The sequence below is a fragment of the Rhizobium lentis genome (assembly GCF_017352135.1).
GTDB classification, from domain to species: Bacteria; Pseudomonadota; Alphaproteobacteria; order Rhizobiales; family Rhizobiaceae; genus Rhizobium; species Rhizobium lentis.
Genome location: NZ_CP071454.1, coordinates 2729597 through 2753629 on the forward strand (window position 1 = coordinate 2729597; position 24033 = coordinate 2753629).

Here is a 24033-nt window from a genome sequence, read left to right on the forward strand (position 1 = left end):
GGATGTTGCGCCTTTTATCATGGCTCATCTTATGCGCCATGCTGGTCCTTCTGACCTCTTGCAGCGATTTCGACAAAGAGTTCACCGTCCAGTCGGCAAATAGTACGATAGAAGTTCACACCGACGGCGCTGCCTTTGTGTTGGAAAACTTCGACATCTCAGTCAAAAGGGCGGAAAATTACGGCGGCGTTTACGTTGATATCCCCCAACGTTTCACGGATGCGTCAGGTGGTGTTCACTGGCGCGATTTCGAACTGGTCGCAGCCCGGCGAGACGGACGCGACGAATACTATTCCTGGGAAAATAACGTGCCGGGCTACTCGATTTATATCGGAGAGGAGCACTGCAAAGACTGCTCTGCAAATCTGCCCACGGGTCTTGCAAAAATCCAGATCGCTTACTGGCTCGGACGCCTGGTTCGGCAGGAAGGAGACCGCGAGGTTCTCTTCCTGCCGGCCTATATGGGCCGCGTGCACGGCCAGGGAGCGAAAAAAAAAACGCTGACTCTCAAGTTGCCGCCGGGCGGAACGATACGCCCTTTGAAACAGGATCGGCAGGGAGCCTATGACATCATGCGGAGCGCACCGAACGAGATTTTGGTGTCCATTCCGGCAGGTAAAGGGGATCGAGTCCTACCTGATATCGAGATCGAATATCCCGCAGGGACCTTTGTGACCATAACGAGCGGCAAGCGGGTGCAGTGGTGGCTGTCCGATCACTTTCTCCCGTTCATCAGCATTTTGGGACCAATCGTCGCCGGTCTGTTTGTCCTTACTCGGTTGGGGCAGGCCTGGCGATTGCCTGCACCTTTGATCGCTTTCGATAGCAAGAAGACGGAGAGCACATCGCCTGCGTTGGCGGCCTATTTGTTTTCGAACTGGAAGCCGGAGGCCGCGAAGCCGGCCTTCATGGCGTCTGCCTGCCATCTCGCAATGAAGAGACTGCTTCGCATTTCCAGCCTTGGTGAGGATGCCGAAGCTTCGGATTTGTCTGCCAGACAGGTGCGCAAGAAAGGCAAGGTGGCGCGCGCCAGATGGTATGGCCTTCCCGCGGTGACGCGTTCGGTATTTGGTCGAATTGAAGGAGAGCGGCCTGTCAATGACCGGCGGACGGTCTTAAATGCCCTGTATGGTTTCGAACGTGACTTGCATCAGACAGTCACCGAGGAATATCGGAAAGTTAGAGGCGGCACAGATCGAACACGGCTGGTGGCTGCGGCCATCATTCTGGCTCTTGGCACTGCTGCCGCCTATTTCTCGGGCCTCTTGATCTTTTCCGTTTCCATCTGCGGGATATTGTTAGTTCTTTTCATAGTTGTAATGATGTTCCGCCACCCGGAGCGGTTTCCCATGGCAGTCAGCACCTCCGAGCAATTCAAGCAGGCGCTCACTCTGTTTCTGGGTTTTCCGGCGATAGTGATTGCTGCACTTTCCTACATCGGTACGACTGAGGTTATCAGCGAACAGCGGCCATATCTGATGGCGATTTTATTGGATATCGTCGGCATTGTGACTGTTGTGGCGCTGCGCATGCCCACGCCGAAGCAGCGGCAGATCCATAATGACATTCTCGTATTGAATCGCTATTTCCTCGGAGAAATCGAAGGCCCGGAAATGTCGGTGGAATGCTACGAGCACCACCTTCCTTTCGCTGTTGCCCTGAACGTCGAGCAACGCTGGACCGAGCGCTTCAATCGCTGGCGAGAAAGCGAAAAGATGGAGACCTATGCTCCGGATTGGCGGAGCAGTTCTTTGAGGGACGGCGATATCAAGGTCTGATTGAATGCGGCCGAAGAACGACCGCACCAAGATGACTTTGTTATTCCGAATCACTAACCTGCGATCATCAAATCGGGGAGCCCATCTGCATGTACCTGATACTCGCTATTATCGCTGTCATCGCACTCTACATCGTCTTCATCTACAACGGCCTGGTGCGCTCCCGACAGATAGCCGAGGAAGCCTGGTCGGGCATCGACGTGCAGTTGAAGCGGCGCGCCGATCTGATCCCGAACCTGATCGAGACGGTCAAGGGTTATGCCGCCCATGAGAAGTCGACGCTCGAAGAGGTCGTTTCCCTTCGCAACAAGGCGCAGGCCGTGCCGTCAGGCGATGTGGCGGGCAGGGCGCAGGCAGAGGGTCTGCTCGGCCAGGCGCTCGGCCGGGTCATCGCGCTCGCCGAGGCCTATCCCGATCTCAAGGCCAACGAGAATTTCGCCGAACTGCAGGCTTCGCTGGAAACCATGGAAGGCGAATTACAGATGGCGCGGCGTTATTACAACGGCGCGGCCCGCGACCTGAACGTCAAGGTCGAAAGCTTCCCCTCCAATCTCGTCGCCGGCCAGTTCGGTTTTGCCAAGCGGGAATACTTCGAAATCACCAACGAGGCCGACCGCGCCGTTCCCAGCGTCAAATTCTGACGATCCGGCATTTTGCCTTTGCGAAAAAGCGATTAAGAGCAAGGGCAGGTGGCGACGCGCTTTGGCCTCGCTCATGGACGGAAGACATAGCATGACACGCACAGCCAAACTCACGATCATTCCGCCGGGCGGGCCGCTTTCGGGCCGCGCCATCCCGCCGGGATCTAAGTCGATCACCAACCGCGCGCTGTTGCTCGCCGGCCTTGCCAAGGGCACGAGCCGGCTGACGGGCGCGCTGAAGAGCGACGATACGCGTTATATGGCCGATGCGCTGCGCGCCATGGGAGTTTCGATCGACGAACCCGACGACACCACCTTCGTCGTCACCGGCAGCGGCAGGCTCATGCCGCCGAAAGCGTCGCTCTTCCTCGGCAATGCCGGCACGGCGACACGCTTCCTGACGGCGGCGGCCGCCCTGGTCGACGGCACCGTCATCGTCGATGGCGACGAACACATGCGCAAGCGCCCGATCGGCCCGCTGGTCGAGGCGATGCGCACGCTCGGCATCGATGTGAGCGCCGAGACCGGCTGCCCGCCGGTCACCATCAGGGGTACCGGCCGCTTTGAGGCCGACCGGATCCTGATCGATGGCGGCCTCTCCAGCCAATACGTTTCCGCCCTGTTGATGATGGCGGCGGGCGGCGACCGCCCGGTCGAGATCGAACTCGTCGGCGAGGATATCGGCGCGCTCGGCTATATCGATCTCACCACGGCGGCGATGAAGGCTTTCGGCGCCAAGGTCGAGAAAACAAGCCCCGTCACCTGGCGCGTCGAGCCGACCGGCTACCGCGCCGCCGATTTCGTCATCGAGCCGGATGCCTCGGCCGCGACCTATCTCTGGGCAGCCGAAGTGCTGAGCGACGGCAGGATCGATCTCGGCGTCCCGAACGATGCCTTCACCCAGCCGGACGCCAAGGCCTATGAGACGATCGCCCAGTTCCCGCATCTGCCGGCTGAGATCGATGGCTCGCAGATGCAGGATGCCATTCCGACGATCGCCGTGCTTGCCGCCTTCAACGAGACGCCGGTCCGCTTCGTCGGCATCGCCAATCTGCGCGTCAAGGAATGCGACCGCATCCGCGCCCTGTCCACGGGGCTTAACACCATCCGCGAAGGCCTGGCTGTCGAGGAGGGGGACGATCTGATCGTCCATGCCGATCCTGCTCTCGCCGGTCAGACGCTGCCGGCCGAGATCGACACCTTTGCCGATCACCGCATCGCCATGAGCTTTGCGCTTGCCGGGCTGAAGATCGATGGCATCACCATTCTCGATCCCGATTGCGTCGGTAAGACCTTCCCCGCCTATTGGCGGACGCTTGCCGCGCTTGGCGTCACCTATCGGGACAAGGATTGACGGAAAACGCAGTCGCGGCTGCCGACGGGGAGACAGAGGATGGGGCGTCGGTTTTTCGGTTTTTGCCTGGCGCTGTTCCTGATAGCCGCCGCCCGGGCGGCCTTTGCCGCCGAGGTCGTCGACAGCTTCGCCTCCGACATCGCGCTGGAAAAGAGCGGCGCGATGTCGGTGACGGAAACGATCACCGTCAATGCCGAGGGCAACCGGATCAACCACGGCATCTTTCGGGACTTCCCGCTCTATTTCACCGATGCCGCCGGCCGTCGCCGCAGCGTCGATTTCGGTGTCGTCTCGGTGAAGCGCAATGGCAAGGATGAGCCCTGGCACACGGAACAGATAGCGGGGGGCATCCGCATCTATGCCGGCTCGGCCGAGGTGACGGTGACGCCGGGCCGTCATCGCTACGTCTTTACCTACAGGACCAACCGCCAGATTCGCTATTTCGACGATCACGACGAACTCTACTGGAACGTCACCGGCAATGGCTGGATCTTTCCGATCCGTTCGGCCACGGCGACCGTGAAGCTGCCGCCTGGTGTCACCGCGACGGAGACGATCTTTTTTACCGGTCCGCAGGGCGCGACGGGAAAGAGCGCCCGCGTCGGTGAGATCCCGACGGGCCTGGTCTTTTCCACCACCGCGCCGCTCGGCCCGAGCGAAGGCCTGACCTTCGCGATCCGCATGCCGAAAGGGGCGATCGATCCGCCGAGCGCGGACATGGAAAGCACCTGGTGGCTGAAGGATAACCGCAATTATTTCATCGGCTTCGGCGGGCTGGCCCTGGTCTTCGCCTATTACCTCAGATCCTGGCTGAAAGTCGGCCGCGATCCGGCCCGCGGCGTCGTCGTGCCACGTTGGGATGCGCCTGACGGCATCTCGCCGGCGCTGGTCAACTATATCGACAATAAGGGCTTCTCCGGCGGGGGCTGGACCGCCCTTGCCGCCACCGCGCTCAATCTTGCGGTGCGCGGCTACGTCAAGCTCGAAGACCTGAAGAATTCGATCGTCATTCGCGGCACCGGCAAGCCGCTCGACAGGCAAAAATTCCAGGCCGGCGAAGCCGAATTGCTGAAGGTCGCCGGCAGCGCCGGCGCGATGCTGAGGATCGACAGGGCGAACGGCGAGCGGGTGAAATCCGTCGGCCAGGCCTTCCGTTCGGCGATCGAGAAGGAGCATCGCGGCAAATATTACAATTCCAACCTGGGTTACACCTCAGGCGGCATCGCGCTCAGCGCGGCCGCCCTGGTGGCGCTGTTCGTCTTTGGGTCGCTGGAACCCGACACGATCGCGCTGATGCTGATTCCGATTGCCATCTCGGTCTTCGTCGCCGTCTTCGTGGCCGGCCTGGTCAAGTCGCTGCATCGGGGCGCCTCGCTGTTCGGCAAGATCATCGCCGTCATCGCCGCAGCGATCGGCGTTTTTGTCGGCATCAGCATTCTTTCCATCATTGTCCTGACGCTCGCCTCGTCGCTGGTCGAACTTCACGAGACGCCGATGCTCTTTGCTATCGGCGGCATCGTGCTGCTCAACATCCTCTATTTCTTCATCATGGGCGCGCCGACCCCGCTCGGCGCCAGAATGATGGACGGCATCGACGGCCTGCGCCAGTATCTGACGCTGGCCGAGAAGGACCGCATGAACATGGCGGGCGCGCCTGAAATGTCGCCGCAGCATTTCGAGACGCTGCTGCCCTACGCGGTGGCGCTCGGCGTCGAAAAGCCCTGGACACGCACCTTCGAGACCTGGCTTGCGGCAGCCGCCGCCGGTGCCGCCGCCTATGCGCCCGCCTGGTATTCCGGCGATTTCAACAGCGGCAGCTTCTCCGACCGCGTCGGCGGCTTCTCCTCGTCGATGGCCTCGACCATTGCCTCGACGATACCCTCGCCGCCGCCCTCGAGCTCGTCCTCCGGTTTTTCTGGCGGTGGCTCTTCCGGTGGAGGTGGCGGAGGCGGGGAGGCGGGGGCTGGTAAGCTTTCCCGCTTGACCTTTCGGCCCTTGCCCCTTAACCGCCAGGGGCAAAAGGAAAGGGTGGCGCATGAAGGTTCTGTTGATCGGATCGGGTGGACGCGAGCACGCGCTCGCCTGGAAGCTGGCGCAATCGCCGTTGATGAGCGAATTCTACGCCGCGCCCGGCAATCCCGGCATTGGCGAACACGCCGTCCTCGTGCCGGTCAATACCGAGGATCATGAAGCGGTGGCCGCCTTCTGCAGGGAGAAGGCGATCGATTTCGTCGTCGTCGGCCCGGAGGCGCCGCTTGTCGCCGGCCTCGCCGACCGCCTGCGCGCCGATGGCCTGGCGGTCTTCGGCCCGTCGGCTGCCGCCGCCCAGCTCGAAGGCTCCAAGGGCTTCACCAAGGATATCTGCGCCCGCTACGGCATTCCGACAGGCGCCTATCAGCGCTTCAACAATGCGCCGAAGGCGAAAGCCTATATTCGCGCCCAGGGCGCGCCGATCGTCGTCAAGGCCGACGGCCTGGCCGCCGGCAAGGGTGTGACCGTGGCGATGACGCTCGACGAGGCGCTGGCCGCGGTTGATGACTGCTTCGAGGGCGCCTTTGGAGCAGCCGGCGCCGAAGTCGTCGTCGAAGCCTATCTCGACGGCGAGGAGGCGAGCTTCTTCTGCCTCTGCGATGGAAAACATGCGCTGCCGCTAGCAACAGCCCAGGACCACAAGCGGGTGGGCGAGGGCGATACCGGCGTCAATACCGGCGGCATGGGCGCCTATTCGCCGGCGCCTGTCATGACGGCCGAGATGGTCGAGCGCACCATGAAGGAGATCATCGAGCCGACGATCCGCGGCATGGCCGAGAGCGGCCATCCCTTCTCCGGCGTGTTTTTTGCCGGGCTGATGATCACCGCAAAGGGGCCGGAACTCATCGAATACAATGTCCGCTTTGGCGATCCCGAGTGCCAGGTGCTGATGCTGCGGCTGAAAAGCGATCTGCTGCCGCTGCTGCTCGCCACCGCCAATGGCACGCTCGATCAGGTGAAGGCCGAATGGAACGACGATCCGGCACTGACTGTCGTCATGGCCTCGAAGGGTTATCCCGGCGCCTATGCGAAGAACACACCGATCCTTGCCCTGCCGGATGCCGGTGAAGGGGAGAAAGTGTTTCACGCCGGCACGGCTCTGAAGGACGGCATGCTGGTTGCGACCGGCGGCCGCGTGTTGAACGTCACCGCGACCGGCGGCACGGTCGGCGAGGCAAGCGCCCGCGCCTATGCGCTGCTGGACAAGGTCAGGTGGGAGAACGGCTTCTGCCGCCGCGACATCGGCTGGCGGGCGATCGAGCGCGAAAGAGCCTGAAATACGGTTCAAACCGACGCCTTCGTTAAATTTTTACCCTTTCCTCTGACGGGATGGAAACAAAGCTGCGTTATATCGCTCTGATAGCGAGACGGAGCAGTGTTCATGCGTCAGATTTTCCTCGGTGCGGCAATCCTGCTGATGGCGGGTTCTGCAATGGCCTCCTCGATTGAGGTGATCGGCAAGGCCGCGCCGCGCGCCGAAGGCAGCATCATCACCGAAAGCTGCGACACCTGCCCGCCGTTGCAGGCCGCGCTGACCAAGAAAGATTATACGGTGCCGGAACTCAAGCCGGGCGCCGTCCAGGCGACCGAGGTCCGCGATGTCGGCGGTGAAAAGAAGATCTATCGCACCGATGCCTGGATGGGCGGCTCACCCGTCCTCTTTGTCAGCAAAGCGACCCCGGAAGCGATGGTTGCCGTCGCGCCGCCGGCGCCGCCCGCCGACGGCATTGATATGAATGCGACGACCGCGGCCGTCATCGGCGCCGATGCGAGGCCGGTGGCCGCAGGCGTGGCGCAGCAGCCGGCGACGCTAAACGTTTCCGAATTTGAACTGCGCTTCTAGTCCAGACCAGGCTCGAGCCTGCGCTTCGGCAAAACCGAACCGCCTGAAGTTCCCTGCCCCTGCCCGATCAAGGTGTCGATCGTTGGGGTTCCACCGCGGTGGAGCGAATGCACCTCCGAAGAGAAGCGGGGGTGCATTCCTGCTTCGAGGCACCGGCGGCCCGAAGTTCGAAAACGGTGATTTTCGACCAACGGATGAAATTCAAGCCTTGCGCTTCGGTCCCGACCCCTGAATTTTAGGGAAATTCGTTTTGCTTTGAGTAAAATTAAAGCTTTCTTATCGACTAAGCTTCAATTCTCATTCGCCGGTCGCAGCATGTTATTTGAGCAGCGGTAGACGCGTCGTCTTGTTCGGCGCGCTCGCACAAGCGGTAGAAGACCGCACCGGAATGCAGCCCCCATTCCCCGTTGCGAGGCGACATGAAAAATTTGAAGATATCGAAGCAGCTTATCCTGCTGGTCATCGGCCTGATGGTGGCCTTTGCGATCGCCACCTCCCTGCAGATCCGCTCCTCGGTCGATGCGATCTACAAGGAGCGTTATGACATGCTCCGCGCCGAGGTTCAGTCGGCCGTTTCCGTTCTAAAGCTATACCAGGCCAAGGTGACCGCGGGCGAGATGACGCTCGAGGATGCGCAGAAGCAGGCCTATACCACCGTCAACGGGATGAAATACGATCCCGACGGCTATTTCTTCGGCTATAGCTATGACGTCCAGATGCTGTTCCACTACGATGCCGCGAAGGTCGGGCAGAACCTGAAAGGTCAGCCGGACAGCAAGGGCAAGCTCTACCGTGAAGAGCTGGTCAAGCTCGGGCAGCAGGGCGGCGGTCTCGTCGAATTTCATTCCACCAGCAAGCCGGGCCAGCCGGCCGGCGATTACCGCAAGACGGCCTATGGTCAGGCCTTTGAGCCCTGGAAGGTCGTCGTCGTCACCGGCGTCTATATGGACGATCTCGATGCGCAGATAAACAGCACCATCCTGACCGCCCTCTCCGGCAGCATCGTCCTGTTTTTCCTCGCCATGGGTGCCGCCTATGTCGTCATCCGCGGCATATCGGGACCTCTGAACAACGTCCATGCCGCCTTGAAGGCTGTCGCCGAGGAGGACGTATCGATTGCGATCCCGCATATCGGCATGAACAATGAGGTCGGCATGATGGCCAAGGCGACGCTGTCGCTGCAGGAAAAGATCCGCGAGCGCCATCAGATGTCGGATCGCGAGGCGGCCCAGCAGCTGGCGCTGGAAAGCGAGCGCGAAAACAATCTGCGCCAGCAGCAGGACGAGGCGGCGCTCCAGGCGCGCGTCGTGGCGACGATCGGCCAGGCGCTCGAACTGATCGCCCGCGGCGATCTCACCGTCCGCTGCGCCGATCTCGGCCAGAAATATGCCGCCCTGCGCGACAATTTCAATGAAGCGCTGTCGCATCTCGAGGCCGCCATGGCCAAGGTCAGCGCCAAGGGCAGCGATATCGGCACCAGCAAGGAAGAAATCCGCCGCGCCTCCAACGAACTGTCGCAGCGCACCGAGCGCCAGGCCGCCAGCCTGGAAGAAACATCCGCCGCTCTCGACGAACTGACCGTCGCCGTCCGCCAGACGGCCGATGGCGCGCACGAAGCCAGCAAGCGCGTGCATGCCGTCAGCACCGAGGCCACCCATAGCGATGCGATCGTCGGCCAAGCGATCGAGGCGATGAGCGGCATCGAGAAATCGTCCTCGGAGATATCAAAAATCATCGGCGTCATCGACGAGATCGCCTTCCAGACCAACCTTCTGGCGCTGAATGCCGGCGTCGAGGCGGCCCGTGCGGGTGAATCCGGCAAGGGCTTTGCGGTCGTCGCCCAGGAGGTGCGCGAACTCGCCCAGCGTTCCGCCGCCGCGGCCAAGGAGATCAAGGACCAGATCGCCCGTTCCTCCAGCCAGGTCGATCATGGCGTCCGCCTGGTCGGCGAGGCGGGCGAGGCGCTGAAGCGCATCTCCGACCAGATCAAGGCCGCCAACGAGATCGTTGCCAAGATCGCCCACAGCGCCTCCGAACAGGACACGACGCTGCGTTCGATCTCCTCGTCGATGAACCAGCTCGACGCCGCCACCCAGCAAAACGCCGCCATGGCCGAGGAGACCACGGCATCGGCCGAAACGCTGGCGAGCGACACCGACGAGCTGATCGACCTCATCCGCGGCTTCCGCGTCGGCAATGCCGGGACTGCTGCGGCCATGCATCAGGGTCGACGCGCTGCCTGAGCGGCGCGGCGACAAACAGGATTTTCAGCACCAAAATCTTAGCGGCCGTCGGGTTTCCGGCGGCCGTGCCATTTGAAGCCCTATGATGCGATGCGCTCGATCAGCCGCTCGATCTCCCGATCGGAAAACACTTCGATGCCCGCCGCTTTCAGCGCCGCCGCCGTGACGCCGCTGCCGGGCTGCCGGCGGCCGGAAAAAGTCCCGTCATAGATGAACCCGGACCCGCAGGACGGGCTGCCGTCGATGAGCAGCGCATAGCGGCAGCCGGTCTGCCTTGCGAGCGCCACGGCATTTTCCGCCGCCTGCAGGAACTCTTCAGTCACGTCGCCGCCAGTCAATTCCACGACCCGCGCCGTGCCGGCCAGCACCTCCTCGCCGGCTGCCGCATCGGCGATCTCCGCCGGCGGCCGCGGCACGGGCATGCCCGCCGACATCTCCGGACAGATCGTCACCAGCCGGCCCTCGGCCCGCCATCTCTCGATCGCCGGATGAAGCAACGGCTTCGCCCGCCCGTCATAGCGGACGGCGTGCCCCATGAGGCAGGCGCTGACGAGGATCTTGCTTTGCATGGCTGCTTGAATAGCGCGGTGGTGGCGGCAATGCCAGTGTTGGGGTGGGTGGGCTTTCCAGGGGGTATACGTTTCGACTCCCTCATCTCCTCAGCGGGAGAAGGTGCCCGTAGGGCGGATGAGGGGCCAGCGACGCGGGTCTCTCCTACAGTGCCCATGCGAGCTCCGACCGCGCTCAAAGGCATAGGGGGCGCCGGGTTATCGTCGGCGCGCCGGAATAGATTTTAAGGGAAAGATGTGCCGAGTGGCCCCCTCATCCGCCTGCCGGCACCTTCTCCCCGCTGGGGAGAAGAGGGTATGCCGCGACCTTTCCGTTCTCGCCGGCCTCGCAAATGGCAAGCGCCTCGTTCGTGCTGGCAATATCACCCCGAAATCTTCGAGAAATCCGCAACCGTTCCCGTCGCCTCGCGGATCAGGCGCAGCAGGGCGAGGCGGTTGGCGCGGATGGCGGCGTCCTCGTCGTTGACGAGCACGTCTTCGAAGAAGCGGTCGACAGGGCCGCGCAGCTTGGAGAGCGCTTCCATCGCCGAGCGGAAATCCTCCGCGGCAACGGCATCCGCCGCATCCTTGGATGCGCTTGATATCGCGGCGAACAGCTCCTTCTCTGCATCGAGCTTGAAGAGCGCCTGCGAAACGCCGTCGGCGATGACCGTGCCCTTCTTTTCCTCGGCGGCCAGCAGCTGCGTGGCGCGCTTGGTGCCGGCGAGCAGGTTCTTGCCGTCCTCCGAGGTGATGAAGGCCGTCAGCGCCTCGACCCGGCGCGCGACCATCAGAAGGTCGTCGGCCTCGGGCGTTAGCACGGCGTCGATGAGATCGTGGCGGGCGCCTTGGTCGCGCAGATAGACCTTGAGGCGATCGTGGAAGAAGGAGAGCAGATCGCCGTCTTCGGTCGTCGCCAGCAAAGGCAGGCGGACCCTGCGCTCCAGCAGGATCCTGACGACGCCCAGGGCCGCACGCCGTAACGCGAACGGATCCTTCGAACCGGTCGGCTTTTCATCGATCGCCCAGAAGCCGGTCAGCGTGTCGAGCTTGTCGGCAAGAGCGAGCGTAATCGCCACCTTGTCCTCCGGCACGCGGTCCGACGGGCCCTGCGGCTTGTAATGATCCTCGACCGCTGCGGCAACGGAGGCGTTTTCGCCCTGCAGCGCCGCGTATCTGCGGCCCATCAAGCCCTGCAGTTCCGGGAATTCGCCGACGGCCTCCGTGCGAAGATCCGCCTTGGCGAGCACGGCGGCGCGATCGACGAGAGCCGCGTCGGCGCCGGTGATTGCCGCCAGTTCCTTCGCCAGCGCCCGGATGCGGGCGACGCGGGCGCCCTGCGTGCCGAGCTTGGCATGGAAGGTTACGTCAAGCGCATCGAGCTTGGCCATGCGCTGGTCGAGTGGCTTCTTCAGATCGAGGCCGAATTTTGCGGCAGATGTTTCCAGAGTCGCGAGATCCGGCATGTCGCCCTGGTCGCGCTTCCAGAAATGCAGCGCGTCGGAAAGACGGGCGCGCACGACCTTGCCGTTGCCGTGAACGATTTCCTTGCCGCCGTCGCTCGCCTGGATATTGGAGACCAGGATGAATTTGTTCGAGAGCGTCTCTTCGCCCTGCTTGCGGGTGACGAAGCATTTCTGGTTGGTCTTGATCGTCAGCCGGATGATCTCGGAGGGGATGGAAAGATAATCCTCCTCGAAGCTGCCCATCAGCACCTGCGGCCATTCGACCAGGCCGGAAACTTCCTCCAGCAGGCCTTCGTCCTCGACCAGTTCGAGGCCGTTGGCGAAGGCGATGTCGCGGGCGTCATGCAGGATGACGTCCTTGCGCCGCTCGGCATCGAGGATGACCTTCGCCCTTTCGAGACTTGCGACGTAGTCGTCGAAGCGGCGGACGGTGATTGCCTCGGGCGCATGGAAACGATGGCCGTAGGTGACGTTGGAGGCGGTGATGCCGTCGATCTCGAACGGAATGACGACCGTCTCGTCATGCTCGGGGCCGAAGGTGCAGACGATCGACTGCAGCGGCCGCACCCAGCGCATCGCGCCGGGCTTGGAGGAAGCTTTGCCCCAGCGCATGGATTTCGGCCAGGGAAAATCGCGGATGATGCCGGGCATCACCTCGGCGACGATCTCTTCTGCCGCGCGGCCGGGCTTTGAGATGACCGCGACGTAAAAATCGCCCTTCTTCGGATCGCTGACCACCTGCGCCTCGGAGACCGACGACAGGCCGGCGCCGCGCAGGAAGCCTTCGATCGCCTTCTCGTTGGCGTCGGTGCGCGGCCCCTTGCGCTCCTCGCGCACGTCGGCCGAACGCGCCGTCAGGCCGTGGATGTCGAGCGCCAGCCGCCGTGGCGTCCAGTATTCGCGTGCGCCCTCGTAGGACAGACCCGCTTCGACAAGCGCATCGGTGACGAGCTTCCTCAGGTCGCCGGCAGCCTTGCGCTGCATGCGGGCCGGAATCTCTTCGGAGCGAAGTTCGAGAAGCAGGTTTGGCATGTCACTCTTTTCCTTGCGCCCGCGGGCAGGGCGATCCAAAAACGTTGCTTCTGCTATCAAAGAATGCCGCATCTGCACAACCGCAAAAACGGAAGAGGGCGATGGGGGTGGGCGACCGGTAGGCGTTGTGCCGTGTGGCCCCCTCATCCGCCCTGCCGGGCACCGACCGGGGCGAGCCGCCGGTCTCGCCCGTCCTTCGGACCCCCGATGGGTAGAAGGGGAGGTGCGGCGGCCGCCTCTTCTTGCCACTGCCGTTTGTGATGGATGAAAACAGTGCGGCATATCCCTCGGGGAGAAGATGCCGGCAGGCAGATGAGGGGGCTACACGGCACAACGCTCGCCGCTGATCCCCCAATCCGATAACTTCCGCTGTGGAAACCACAGTCGGGCATTGCCTTGCCGCTTTTCGCCGCTATGGTCCCGCAACTTTCGTCGACATAGGGAATCCCATGGCCGCAGACCTTCGTTTTCTCGCAGCCCGCATCTCCGCCGAAATCAACGCCCGGCCCGACCAGGCCAAGGCCGCCATCGAACTGCTCGACGAGGGCGCCACCGTGCCCTTCATCGCCCGTTACCGCAAGGAAGTGACGGGCGGGCTCGATGACACGCAGCTGCGCGATCTCGCCGAGCGGCTGGTCTATCTGCGCGAGCTCGAAGCCCGGCGTGATACGATCGTCGAATCGATCACCGGCCAGGGCAAGATGACCGAGGAGCTGATGGCCAAGGTCGCGGGCGCCGCAACCAAGGCCGAGCTCGAGGATCTCTATCTGCCCTATAAGCCGAAGCGGCGCACGCGGGCCGAAATCGCCCGCGAACGCGGCCTCGGGCCGCTCGCCGAGGCGATTCTGGCCGAGCGCAGCCGGGAACCGGCGGTCTTAGCCGAAGGCTTCATCACGGCTGATGTACCCGATGTGAAGATGGCGCTCGAGGGTGCGCGCGACATCGTCGCGGAAGGCATTGCCGAAAATGCCGATCTGCTCGGCAAGTTGCGCGCCCACATGCGCCAGGCAGCCCTGCTGAAGGCCAAAGTCGTCGACGGCAAGCAGGCGGCGGGCGAGAAGTTTTCCGATTATTTCGACCATTCCGAACGCTGGGCGACCGCGCCCGGCCACCGGGCGCTTGCCATGCTGCGCGGCTGGAACGAGGAGGTCTTGACGCTGACGATCGAGGCGGACGCCGAGACGGCCTCGCCGAACAAGCCGGTCGAGCGCATGATCGCCGCCGCCTACGAGATCGGCGCCAGCCGTCCCGGCGACCGCTGGCTGATGGAGGTCGCCAGCTGGACCTGGCGGGTGAAGCTCTCCATGTCGCTGTCGCTCGACCTGATGCGCGAGTTGCGCGAAAGGGCCGAAGAAGAGGCGATCCATGTTTTCGCCCGCAATCTCAAGGATCTGCTTTTGGCCGCACCCGCCGGTTCGCGCGCGACCATGGGTCTTGATCCCGGCATTCGCACCGGCGTCAAGGTCGCTGTCGTCGACGGCACCGGCAAGGTGGTGGCGACCTCGACTGTCTATCCCTTCCAGCCGCGCAACGACGTGCGCGGCGCCCAGATCGAACTCGCCTCGCTGATCCGCAAGCACAATGTCGAGCTGATCTCGATCGGCAACGGCACCGGCAGCCGCGAAACGGAAAAGCTGGTGGCCGACATGCTGGCCGAGCTGCCGGCGCCGAGGCCGACCAAGGTCATCGTCTCGGAAGCGGGCGCCTCGGTCTATTCCGCCTCGGCAACCGGCGCGGCTGAGTTTCCCGATCTCGACGTGTCGCTGCGCGGCGCCGTCTCCATCGCTCGGCGCCTGCAGGATCCGCTGGCCGAACTGGTCAAGATCGAGCCGAAGTCGATCGGCGTCGGCCAGTATCAGCACGATGTAGACCAGCAGAAGCTGTCGCGTTCGCTCGATGCGGTGGTCGAAGACGCGGTGAACGCCGTTGGCGTCGATTTGAACACTGCCTCGGCGCCATTGCTTTCCCGTGTCTCCGGCCTCGGCCCGTCCATCGCCGAGGCCATCGTCCGCCACCGCGACAGCGAGGGCCGTTTCGAGACGCGGCGCGATCTGCTGAAGGTCGCAAGACTCGGCGGCCGCACCTTCGAGCAATGCGCCGGCTTCCTGCGCATTCCGAACGGCAAGGAGCCGCTCGACGCATCCTCGGTCCACCCGGAGGCTTATGGCGTCGCCAAGAAGATCGTCGCCGCCTGCGGCCGCGACCTGCGCGCGCTGATGGGCGACAGCGCCGTCCTGAAATCGATCGATCCGCGTCAATTCATCGACGAGAAATTTGGTTTGCCGACGGTGAAAGACATCATCGCGGAATTGGAAAAGCCCGGCCGCGACCCGCGCCCGAGCTTCAAGACCGCGACCTTTGCCGAGGGCGTCAACGAGATTTCCGACCTGAAGCCCGGTATGATGCTGGAAGGCACGGTCACCAATGTCGCCGCTTTCGGCGCCTTCGTCGATATCGGCGTGCACCAGGACGGCCTGGTGCATGTCTCCCAGCTTGCCGATCGCTTCGTCAAGGATCCGCACGAGGTCGTCAAGGCGGGTGATGTCGTCAAGGTGCGGGTCGTCGAAGTCGACGCCAAGCGCAAGCGCATCGCTCTCTCGATGAAGCGCGATGACGGTTCTGCTGCACCTTCGCCGCGAGGTGATTCTCGCGGCAACCAGGGGTCCCGGCCGCAGAACGAGCTCCGGCCGGCGACTGCCAAACCGGAGAGCCAGGGCGCCTTCGGCGCTGCACTCGCCGAAGCCATGAAGCGAAAATAAGGGCTTAGCCAGGATATTGGCAAAAATGCAACAGTTTGGCAGCGTTATTGCAAGAGTGCTAAATCCGGCGCTTGTAAGGCGAAAGAGAGCTATTAAGTTGATGTGACCATCCTGTCACATTTGCGAGGCGTCCATGGCGTCGGCTTTCTTATCGATCGTCCAGCAAATCATTCGCAAGGGTTCGTTGAAACTTACCCTTGCCAATGGCGAGACTCACATGGTCGGCGACGGCACCGGTGAAACCGTTGTCGTCCGCCTTGCCGACCAGGAGGCCGAGGACGCCATCCGGCGCGACCCGACCATGAAGCTCGGCGAAATGTACATGCAGGGCCGGTTCATTCTCGAGCAGGGCAACATCTACGATTTCCTGTCGCTGGTGAAACAGAACACCACCAACGAGATCTTCGATTTCAAGATGGCGGCGCTGCTCGTCGGCCGGATTGCCTGGCAGCAGCTGAAAAGCCGCGTGCCGGTCAATCGCAACAGGCACAATGTCGCCCACCATTACGATCTCTCGGCCAAGCTCTTCGATCTTTTCCTGGACGAAGACTGGCAATATTCCTGCGCTTATTTCGATCCCCCGGGCATCGGTCTCGATGAGGCGCAACTCGCCAAGAAACGTCACATCGCCGCCAAGCTTCTGCTTGCGCCCAACCAGCGGATCCTGGAAATCGGCTCCGGCTGGGGCGGCATGGGCATGTATCTGACGGAGGCGACCGAGGGAGCCGAGTTCACCGGCATCACGCTCAGCCAGGAGCAGCTGAAGGTCTCCCGGGCTCGCGCCGAAAAACGCGGCCTTTCCAACCGCGTGCGTTTCGAGCTGCAGGACTATCGCAGCATGAACGGCCGGAAGTTCGACCGCATCGTCTCTGTCGGCATGTTCGAGCATGTCGGCATCGGCAACTACGGCAATTTCTTCCGCAAGGTGGCCGAACTGCTCGACGACGACGGCGTCATGGTGCTGCATTCGATCGGCCGCCCGAAGCCGAGTTTCGCCACCAACGCCTTCATCGAGAAGTATATCTTCCCCGGCGGCTACATTCCCTCGGTCGGCGAGGTCGTGGCGCCGCTCGAAAAGGCCGGGCTGCTGGTCAGGGATGTCGAAATCCTGCCGATGCATTACGCCTATACGCTGCGCCATTGGCGCGAACGTTTCGTCGCGCGCAAGGCCGAAGCGGTGGCGCTTTACGACGAGCAGTTCTTCCGCATGTGGGAATTTTATCTGGCCGGTTCCGAAATGGGCTTCCGCTGGGATGAGCTGTTCATCCTGCAGATCCAGATCGCCAAGAACCAGTTCACCGTTCCCGACAACCGCAACTACATCGCGGAGACAGAAGCGAAGCTGAAGGAATTCGAGGCGAGGCGCGCTCCGTTGGAGAAGGTGACATTCTGATCTCGCCGCGGCGTCTGGACGAAAGGGAGTGCGGATGAGCAGTGCGTTTCCCGAGATCTACCTGGTTCGCCACGGCGAAACCGAATGGAGCCGTTCCGGACGTCACACCGGACGCAGCGATATTCCCTTGACCGCGAACGGCGAAGCCGCCGCTCGCAAGCTGACAGAACGGCTTTCCGGCCCTTCCTTCTCCGCGGTCTGGTCGAGCCCGTCCGCAAGGGCCCGCAACACCTGCGCGCTGGCCGGATTCGGGGCGGGGGCGGTGATCCGCGACGATCTCGCCGAATGGGACTACGGGGCTTATGAAGGCATCACCACCAAGGAAATCCTGGCCGCCCGTCCCGGCTGGCAGCTCTTTCGCGACGGCTGCCCGAACGGCGAAACGGCGGCCGATGTCGGCGCCCGTGCCGACGCCGTCATCCAGGCGCTGCGCCAGGCGGCATCCACCATCCTGATCTTCTCCAGCTCGCATTTCCTGCGGGTCTTGGCCGCCCGCTGGCTCGGTCTGCCGCCGCAAGGCGGCGTGTTTTTCTCACTCGATACCACAAGCATCAGCGTGCTCGGCTACGAGCACGACCTGACCGAACCGGTCATCCGCCAGTGGAATCAGAGATAGAGCCGCTGACTGGTTTTACGGAATTCGATAGCAGACAGCAGATACCATCAGCCGTGCGGCTTTCATTTAGCGCCCCTATGTTTCGCGTGGTTAACATTGGGGTAACGACATCCGGATAAGTCTGGCGGCCGCCGCCCTCCGCGGCTGTGTTTTTGCGTGTTCTGGAGTGCGGACGTGTCTTATCGATCAGTCGTATCGATTGCTTTGCTTGTTGCCCTTTCATCTTTTGGTTCGGCGGTCGCGCAGGAAAGCGGCCAGCACTTCTGGTCCGGCGACTGGTATCTGAGCGTCGGCGTCGCCGGCTTCTCCGCGCCGAAATTCGAGGGTTCGTCGCACAACGAATTCAAGTTCAGCCCTCTGATCTCGGTCGGCCGCCAGGGTGCCGGGCCGCGGTTTTCCTCGCGCAACGACAATCCGTCCTTCGCCCTCATCGACAAGGGCGCCTTGCGCGCCGGCGTCGTCGGCAAATTCGTCCCGTCGCGCGATGAGGGCGACAGCAACGACCTGAAGGGCTTGAGGAAGGTCAAATGGGGGGCGGAAGCCGGCGGGTTCGTCGAGGTCTATCCGACCGACTTCCTGCGCGCCCGCGCCGAAGTCCGTCAGGGCATTCGCTCCCATGACGGCGTCGTCGCCGATCTCGCCGTCGATGCCTTCACCGATATCGCCCCAGACCTGCAGCTGTCCGGCGGTCCGCGCGCGACATTCGCCACCGCAGGCTATTACGACGCCTATTACGGCGTCAGCGGCAAGCACGCGGCGGCAAGCGGTCTTGATCCCTATAAGCCGTCGTCGGGCATCCAGTCCTACGGTGCAGGCGCTGCCCTGACCTGGAAAGCGACGGAAAATCTGTCGGCAAGCTCCTTCCTCGAATATAAGCGGCTTGCCGGTCCGGCGGCCGACAGCAGCCTGGTGCGCGAGCGCGGCTCGAAGAACCAGGTTCTGATCGGCGTCTCGGCGACCTACAGGTTCAATTTTTCGCTGGAGTGAGCGTCACCGCCGCGCGTCGTCGCCGGGGGCCAAAGGACGTTGCCGCGGCGATCGCTGCTTGACCGGATCGCCAACCGGTCGCTAGATGAGCGGCATGCAGGACAGTGAGCATTTTAACGATCGCGTCTCCGACGCGCCCTCCGATAACTGGGTCTACCGGATCCTGCCGCCATGGCTCTGGCCCTATGCGCAGCTTGCGCGCTGGGATCGGCCCATCGGCTGGCAGCTGTTGATGTGGCCGTGTTTCTGGTCGGCGACGCTCGCCGCCAATGTGGCGATCGATGAAGGGCTCTATTCCGGCAGCCTGCTGGTGTCCCACCTTTTTCTCTATTTCATCGGCGCGGTCGCCATGCGCGGCGCCGGCTGCACCTATAATGATCTCGTCGACCACGAGATCGACACGCAGGTGGCGCGCACGCGGTCGCGTCCGCTCCCCTCCGGCCGGGTCACGCGCGCCCATGCGAAGATCTTCATCGGCCTGCAGGCGCTGGTCGGTCTCTTCGTGCTGCTGCAGTTCAACTGGTTCACCGTCTTCCTCGGCCTGCTCTCGCTTGGCATCGTGGCGCTTTATCCCTACGCCAAACGCTTCACCGACTGGCCGCAATTCTATCTCGGCCTGGCTTTTTCCTGGGGTGCGCTGATGGGCTGGGCCGGCATTTTGGGCGGACTTTCCCTCGCCGCCGTCCTGCTCTACGCGGCCTCGGTTGCCTGGACGATCGGTTATGACACGATCTATGCCCATCAGGACAAGGAGGACGACGCGCTGATCGGCGTCCGCTCGACCGCGCGCCTCTTCGGCGACAAAACCAGGACATGGCTGATCGGCCTTTATGGGCTGACGCTGATACTGATGTTTGCGGCTTTCGTGCTCGCCGGCGCCAATCTCGTCGCCTTTCTCGCCCTATTCGGTGCGGCCGGCATGTTCGCCTGGCAGATCGTCCGGCTCGATATCCACGATGCCGCCCAATGCCTGGTGCTGTTCCAGTCGAACAACCGCGTCGGGTTGACGATCTTCTCCGGCCTCTTCCTCTCGCTGCTCTTTGCCATTCCCTGAATGAAACGGCGCAGGAAAAGCCAAACCCGGCGCGAGCGCCGGGTCTGAGAGATTCGGAATTCGTCCTGCCGAAACGCGGTTGTTGCGATTTCGGTCAGTTGCGGGCGATGATTTCCTTGCCCTCGATCTTCATGGCGACGCCGAGCTGGCCGGTGGTGCGGCGCACGAGGAAGCGCGGACGGCGATTGGCGAAGTAGGAATGGCGGCGGCGCGGCTTGAGATCGCTGGTACGCAGCGCCCCGATATGATCTTCGAGCGGGCGCGCGACGCCGTCGGCCTCGACCATCAGCATCGGAATGCGGAAAGCCTCGGACCAGCTGCGCCAGTCGGCGGCAATGTCGCTGAGATCATGAGCGACGAGCAGCGGAATGCAGAGCTCGGGATCGGCGTGGTGAAGTTCGAGCGTGACGGTCACCTCGCCGTCGCCGTGGTCGATGGCGCGGGCGGCGACACCCTTGAAGACGCGCTTCGGCAGGGCAATCGAGAGCGGCAGGCCGCTGGAGGGAAGGACTTTACGCAGGACTGCGCCGCGTTCGTCTATGGTGATGCTGACGTCATCCGAACAATCATGGATGGCGTAGCTGACCTGCTGCGGGAAGCGGGACGGATCGAGACGCAGCGTCGTGCCAGCCCAAGCGGGCTTCAAAACGGGATTGTTCATTTCATTCTACCCTTGTCTTACCTGAGAGCCGGTTTGCGGTCTTCTCCTCGGGACTTTTCGTCCTCTATGGCCGACAATAGGCGGCTGCCCTTCCGTACAGCTTAAAAATTGCGGTTAAGAAAACTTTGCCTCCCCTGATGGTTATCAAAACCGAATCCGGCAGGGTTTCCGGAAGGTGAACGGTATGCTGCCCTGAAATGACGCAAGCTAAAGGTAAGTCTCAGGTAAGCTTTGCGTGGCAAAATGGGCCCACCAGCAGTTCGTCGTTCTTTTAGAGATTTTGCCGAAAAGGGCGCTATTCATGATCACGGCTTCCCTCGCTTACACGATCCTGTCGAAGGATATGACGTCGAGCCTGAACAAGGTTGCGTCGCAGGCGACGGTCAAGAAGGACGCCCAGTACTACGCGGACAACATCAACAAGGTCAAAGACGTCGACGATTTCCTCGGGGACTACAAGCTCTATAGCTACGCGATGAAGGCCTATGGCCTCGAGGACATGACCTATGCCAAGGCCTTCATGAAGAAGGTGCTGGAAAGCGATCTGACCGATCCCGACAGCTACGCCAACAAGCTTTCCGACACGCGCTACCGCGAATTCGCCGCCGCCTTCAATTTCAATGCGCCCGAGAAGGACGTGCAGACGGACGCGCAGGAGGATGACCTCATCGGCCTCTACAAGCAGTCCTTCATCGATGCCGACAAGGCGGCGAGCGTCGAGAGCACCTATTACAGCAACAATATCGACAGCGTGCAGACCGTCGACGACCTGGTCAACAACACCCGGCTGCGCACCTATGTGCTGAAGACCTTCAAGATCGATCCCACCTTTGCGTCGAAGGACTTTCTGCGCCAGGTGCTCACAAGCGATCTCAGCGACCCGACAAGCGTCGTCAACACGCAGGGCGGCGACAAGTACAAGGCGCTTGCCGCCCAGTTCAGCTTCAATGCCGACGGCACCGTTAACGGCACGGCGCAGACGGCGACGCAGAAGGCCTCGGTCATCGAGACCTACACGCTGAATTCCCAATCCGTCATCATCGACAATTCGGTTGGTTCTGATGTCTACTATGTCAGCAAGACCGCTGCCGACTACAACCAGGCCTATTACACCGCCAAGATCGGCACGATCACCAATGTCGACGATCTCGTCGCCGACGCCCGCCTGACCTCTTATATCAAGACGGCCTACAGCATGGGCGCCGACTTCACCTCGGCAGCGCTGCGCCAGGTGCTGACCGATCCAGGCTACGCCCAGCTGATGGGCTTTACCAACGTCTACAACGCCTTCAATTTCAAGGCGGACGGCTCGACCTCTACCACAGGGCGCGTCCAGACGATCGATCAGGCGAACAAGCTGCAGTCGGCCGCGTCAAACACCGGCAACTACTATATCGTGACCTCGCAATCGAGCAGCATCACCAATGTCGACGATCTGCTCGCCGACAGCGTGCTGGCGCGCTACATCAAGGATGCCTACGGCCTCGGCACCAGTTTCAGCAATGCCGAGCTGAAGAGCATCCTGACCGACCCGGCCTATGCCGCCGCGCAAGGCCATGCCGATCTCAATGCCGATTTCAATTTCCAGGCGGATGGCTCGATCAACGGTTCGGTGATCCAGACGGACGCACAGCGCAAATCGACCACCGACAACTCGGCGGCAAATGCAGCCCACTTCAACGCCATGATCGGCAGTGTCACCAATGTCGACGACATCATGTCCGATCCGGTTGCGGTCAGCTATCTCCGAAACAGCATGCAGATCGCCGACAGCATCTCCGACGCGACGCTGAGGACTTTCCTGGTCGATCCCGCGGCGGCCAGCGCCCAAGGCTATGGCGACGTTCACGATCTCTTCAATTTCAAGGCGGACGGTTCCGTCGCCACCCTGTACGCCACGCAGACCGCCGCGCAAAGCGCCAACACCGCCAACAAGGCCGACAGTGCGGCAGTCTATTATCAATCGACCATCGCCGGAATCTCGAACGTCGATCAATTGCTGGCGGACAACAGGCTCAACAACTTCGTGCGCAATGCCTATGGCATCCCGCCGACGGTCAGCGACACCGATCTTCGCAACATCCTGACCGATCAGAGCGGAACCGGCACCTATGCGGACGTCGCCGCCGCCTTCAATTTCAAGGCTGACGGATCGCTGGAGGATGGCATGGCTGCCCAGACCGCCAGCCAGATCACCAACACGAAAATCGCCGCCTCGGCGCGCACAAACGACTACTCCTCCCGCATGGCGACGATCGCCAATGTCGATGATCTGCTTGCCGATCCCGCCATCACCAATTTCCTGAAGAGCACCTACAATCTGCCCTCCACGATCTCGAATACCGATCTGAGGAGCATCCTCACCGATGCGACGGCCGCTGCCGCCGCCGGCTACGCCGATCTCAACGCCGATTTCAACTTCGCCGCCGATGGCTCGCTTCCCGCCATCAGTTCGGTCCAGACCGCCGAACAGGCGCAGGCCACCAATGACAATTACATGGCGCGTTACGACGACGAGCGTGACGAGGCGATTGATGATGTCGTGTCCAACTACAAGAAAATGATGGCCGACAGCACCAGCCTGCTCGATTTCTCGGCGATCGACAGCGTCAATGACTTTCTGCGGACCAATTCCGCGGCCGATTTCAGCAAGAGCAACGACGATCTGCCGGACCCCTATCATGTGGCGCTGCAGGCCTTCGGACTGACGGACCAGGAACTGCCGCGCTCGATGATGCGCAAGATCCTGACGAGTGATGCCTACGACCCGAATGGCTATATCGCCTCGCTCAAGGACGAACGCATCACCAATCTTGCCCGCGCCTTCAACTTCGGTCCCGACGGCAAGGCGGCGGCGCCCTTCCAGGCGCTTCCCGAAGCGACCATGGCCAAATACGCCACCGACTACAAGGCGCATGTCACCATGCTCTTGAAGGACGGCCCGGTGAAGGACAAGGCGGCGAAGGATGCGACGGCGGAAGTCGATTATTTCGCCAAGGGCATAGCGAAGGTGAAGTCGCTCGACGATTTCCTCGACGACAGCCGCCTCACCGATCTGGTGCTGAAGGCGAACAACCTCGACCCGAAGGATTACGACAAGGCGACGCTGAAGAAGATCTTCACCTCCGACCCCGACGACAAGAAGAGCTATCTGAACACCAAGGCCGATGCGCGTTTCAAGGATATCGTCGCCGCCTTCAATTTCGACAAGGACGGCAATCTGACCCGCGCCAAGATCGGCACCATCCAGAACAAGGCGGCCGAGGACCACACAGAGCAGCTCTACCTGCAGCAAACGCTGGAAACCCAGCAGGGCGAAAGCAACGACGGCGTCCGTCTGGCGCTCTATTTCAGCCGCAAGGCCTCCAGCATCACCTCGATCTACGGCATCCTTGGCGACAGGGCGCTCTATCAGGTCATCACGACAGCTTACAGCCTGCCGTCACAGATCTCGGGCATGGACGTCGCCAAGCAGGCCGATCTCATCAATCGCTTCGTCAAGCTCGAGGATCTCCAGGATCCGAAAAAGGTCGACAAGCTGCTGCGGCGCTTCACCGCGATGTACGACGTCCAGAACAGCACCCAGCAATCGCCGGCGCTGCAGATCCTGACCGGCGGCGGCTAATC

The 24033-nt window shown here is 62.2% G+C and carries 15 protein-coding genes and 1 pseudogene; 13 read left to right on the forward strand and 3 right to left on the reverse strand.

Going from position 1 to position 24033, the window contains the following annotated elements; genetic code table 11:
- Positions 1-2 precede the first annotated feature (2 nt).
- The 7 genes and pseudogenes from J0663_RS13135 to J0663_RS13165 all read left to right on the forward strand — a co-directional run bounded on the left by J0663_RS13135 (position 3) and on the right by J0663_RS13165 (position 9890).
- Positions 3-1778 carry a DUF2207 family protein gene (locus J0663_RS13135; protein WP_246590401.1) on the forward strand — a complete coding sequence of 592 codons (1776 nt, stop codon included), beginning with the start codon at positions 3-5 and terminating at the stop codon, positions 1776-1778.
- A gap of 89 nt (positions 1779-1867) precedes the next feature.
- Positions 1868-2419: a LemA family protein gene (locus J0663_RS13140; RefSeq protein ID WP_207240756.1), complete on the forward strand. Its 552-nt coding sequence runs from the start codon at positions 1868-1870 to the stop codon at positions 2417-2419.
- A 91-nt stretch (positions 2420-2510) separates the two neighbouring features.
- Positions 2511-3773, forward strand: a complete 1263-nt coding sequence (gene aroA / locus J0663_RS13145) for a 3-phosphoshikimate 1-carboxyvinyltransferase (RefSeq protein ID WP_207240757.1) — start codon at positions 2511-2513, stop codon at positions 3771-3773.
- A 39-nt stretch (positions 3774-3812) separates the two neighbouring features.
- A pseudogene (locus J0663_RS13150) lies at positions 3813-5743 on the forward strand (DUF2207 domain-containing protein).
- 65 nt (positions 5744-5808) lie between these two features.
- Positions 5809-7080 (forward strand): phosphoribosylamine--glycine ligase, encoded by a 1272-nt coding sequence (gene purD / locus J0663_RS13155; protein WP_207240758.1) that lies wholly within the window; start codon positions 5809-5811, stop codon positions 7078-7080.
- A gap of 105 nt (positions 7081-7185) precedes the next feature.
- Positions 7186-7647, forward strand: a complete 462-nt coding sequence (locus J0663_RS13160) for a plant virulence effector HPE1-like domain-containing protein (protein WP_207240759.1) — start codon at positions 7186-7188, stop codon at positions 7645-7647.
- Between the two features lie 419 nt (positions 7648-8066).
- Positions 8067-9890 carry a methyl-accepting chemotaxis protein gene (locus J0663_RS13165; RefSeq protein WP_207240760.1) on the forward strand — a complete coding sequence of 608 codons (1824 nt, stop codon included), beginning with the start codon at positions 8067-8069 and terminating at the stop codon, positions 9888-9890.
- 80 nt (positions 9891-9970) lie between these two features.
- Here the strand turns inward: J0663_RS13165 and J0663_RS13170 are convergent, their stop codons facing one another.
- Both J0663_RS13170 and glyS read right to left on the reverse strand, forming a co-directional pair.
- Positions 9971-10459, reverse strand: coding sequence for a 2-thiouracil desulfurase family protein (locus J0663_RS13170; RefSeq protein ID WP_207240761.1), 489 nt, complete (start codon positions 10457-10459; stop codon positions 9971-9973).
- Positions 10460-10821: 362 nt separating this feature from the next.
- On the reverse strand, positions 10822-12936 hold the full coding sequence (gene glyS / locus J0663_RS13175) for a glycine--tRNA ligase subunit beta (protein WP_207240762.1): 2115 nt from the start codon (positions 12934-12936) through the stop codon (positions 10822-10824).
- Positions 12937-13385: 449 nt separating this feature from the next.
- Here glyS and J0663_RS13180 point away from each other — a divergent pair, with 449 nt between their 5' ends.
- The 5 genes from J0663_RS13180 to ubiA all read left to right on the forward strand — a co-directional run bounded on the left by J0663_RS13180 (position 13386) and on the right by ubiA (position 19745).
- A complete protein-coding gene (locus J0663_RS13180; RefSeq protein WP_207240763.1) occupies positions 13386-15695 on the forward strand; it encodes a Tex family protein in 2310 nt (769 codons plus the stop codon).
- Positions 15696-15828: 133 nt separating this feature from the next.
- Positions 15829-17088 (forward strand): cyclopropane fatty acid synthase, encoded by a 1260-nt coding sequence (locus J0663_RS13185; protein ID WP_207240764.1) that lies wholly within the window; start codon positions 15829-15831, stop codon positions 17086-17088.
- A gap of 34 nt (positions 17089-17122) precedes the next feature.
- On the forward strand, positions 17123-17704 hold the full coding sequence (locus tag J0663_RS13190) for a histidine phosphatase family protein (protein ID WP_207240765.1): 582 nt from the start codon (positions 17123-17125) through the stop codon (positions 17702-17704).
- Between the two features lie 174 nt (positions 17705-17878).
- Positions 17879-18691: a MipA/OmpV family protein gene (locus J0663_RS13195; protein ID WP_207240766.1), complete on the forward strand. Its 813-nt coding sequence runs from the start codon at positions 17879-17881 to the stop codon at positions 18689-18691.
- Positions 18692-18785: 94 nt separating this feature from the next.
- Positions 18786-19745 carry a 4-hydroxybenzoate octaprenyltransferase gene (gene ubiA / locus J0663_RS13200; RefSeq protein ID WP_207240767.1) on the forward strand — a complete coding sequence of 320 codons (960 nt, stop codon included), beginning with the start codon at positions 18786-18788 and terminating at the stop codon, positions 19743-19745.
- Positions 19746-19839: 94 nt separating this feature from the next.
- Here the strand turns inward: ubiA and J0663_RS13205 are convergent, their stop codons facing one another.
- The gene (locus J0663_RS13205) at positions 19840-20406 is read right to left on the reverse strand and encodes a DUF6101 family protein (RefSeq protein WP_207240768.1); all 567 of its coding nucleotides are present in this window, start codon (positions 20404-20406) and stop codon (positions 19840-19842) included.
- A gap of 301 nt (positions 20407-20707) precedes the next feature.
- Between J0663_RS13205 and J0663_RS13210 the strand changes: the two genes are divergently transcribed.
- A complete protein-coding gene (locus tag J0663_RS13210; protein WP_207240769.1) occupies positions 20708-24031 on the forward strand; it encodes a DUF1217 domain-containing protein in 3324 nt (1107 codons plus the stop codon).
- Positions 24032-24033: the final 2 nt, after the last annotated feature.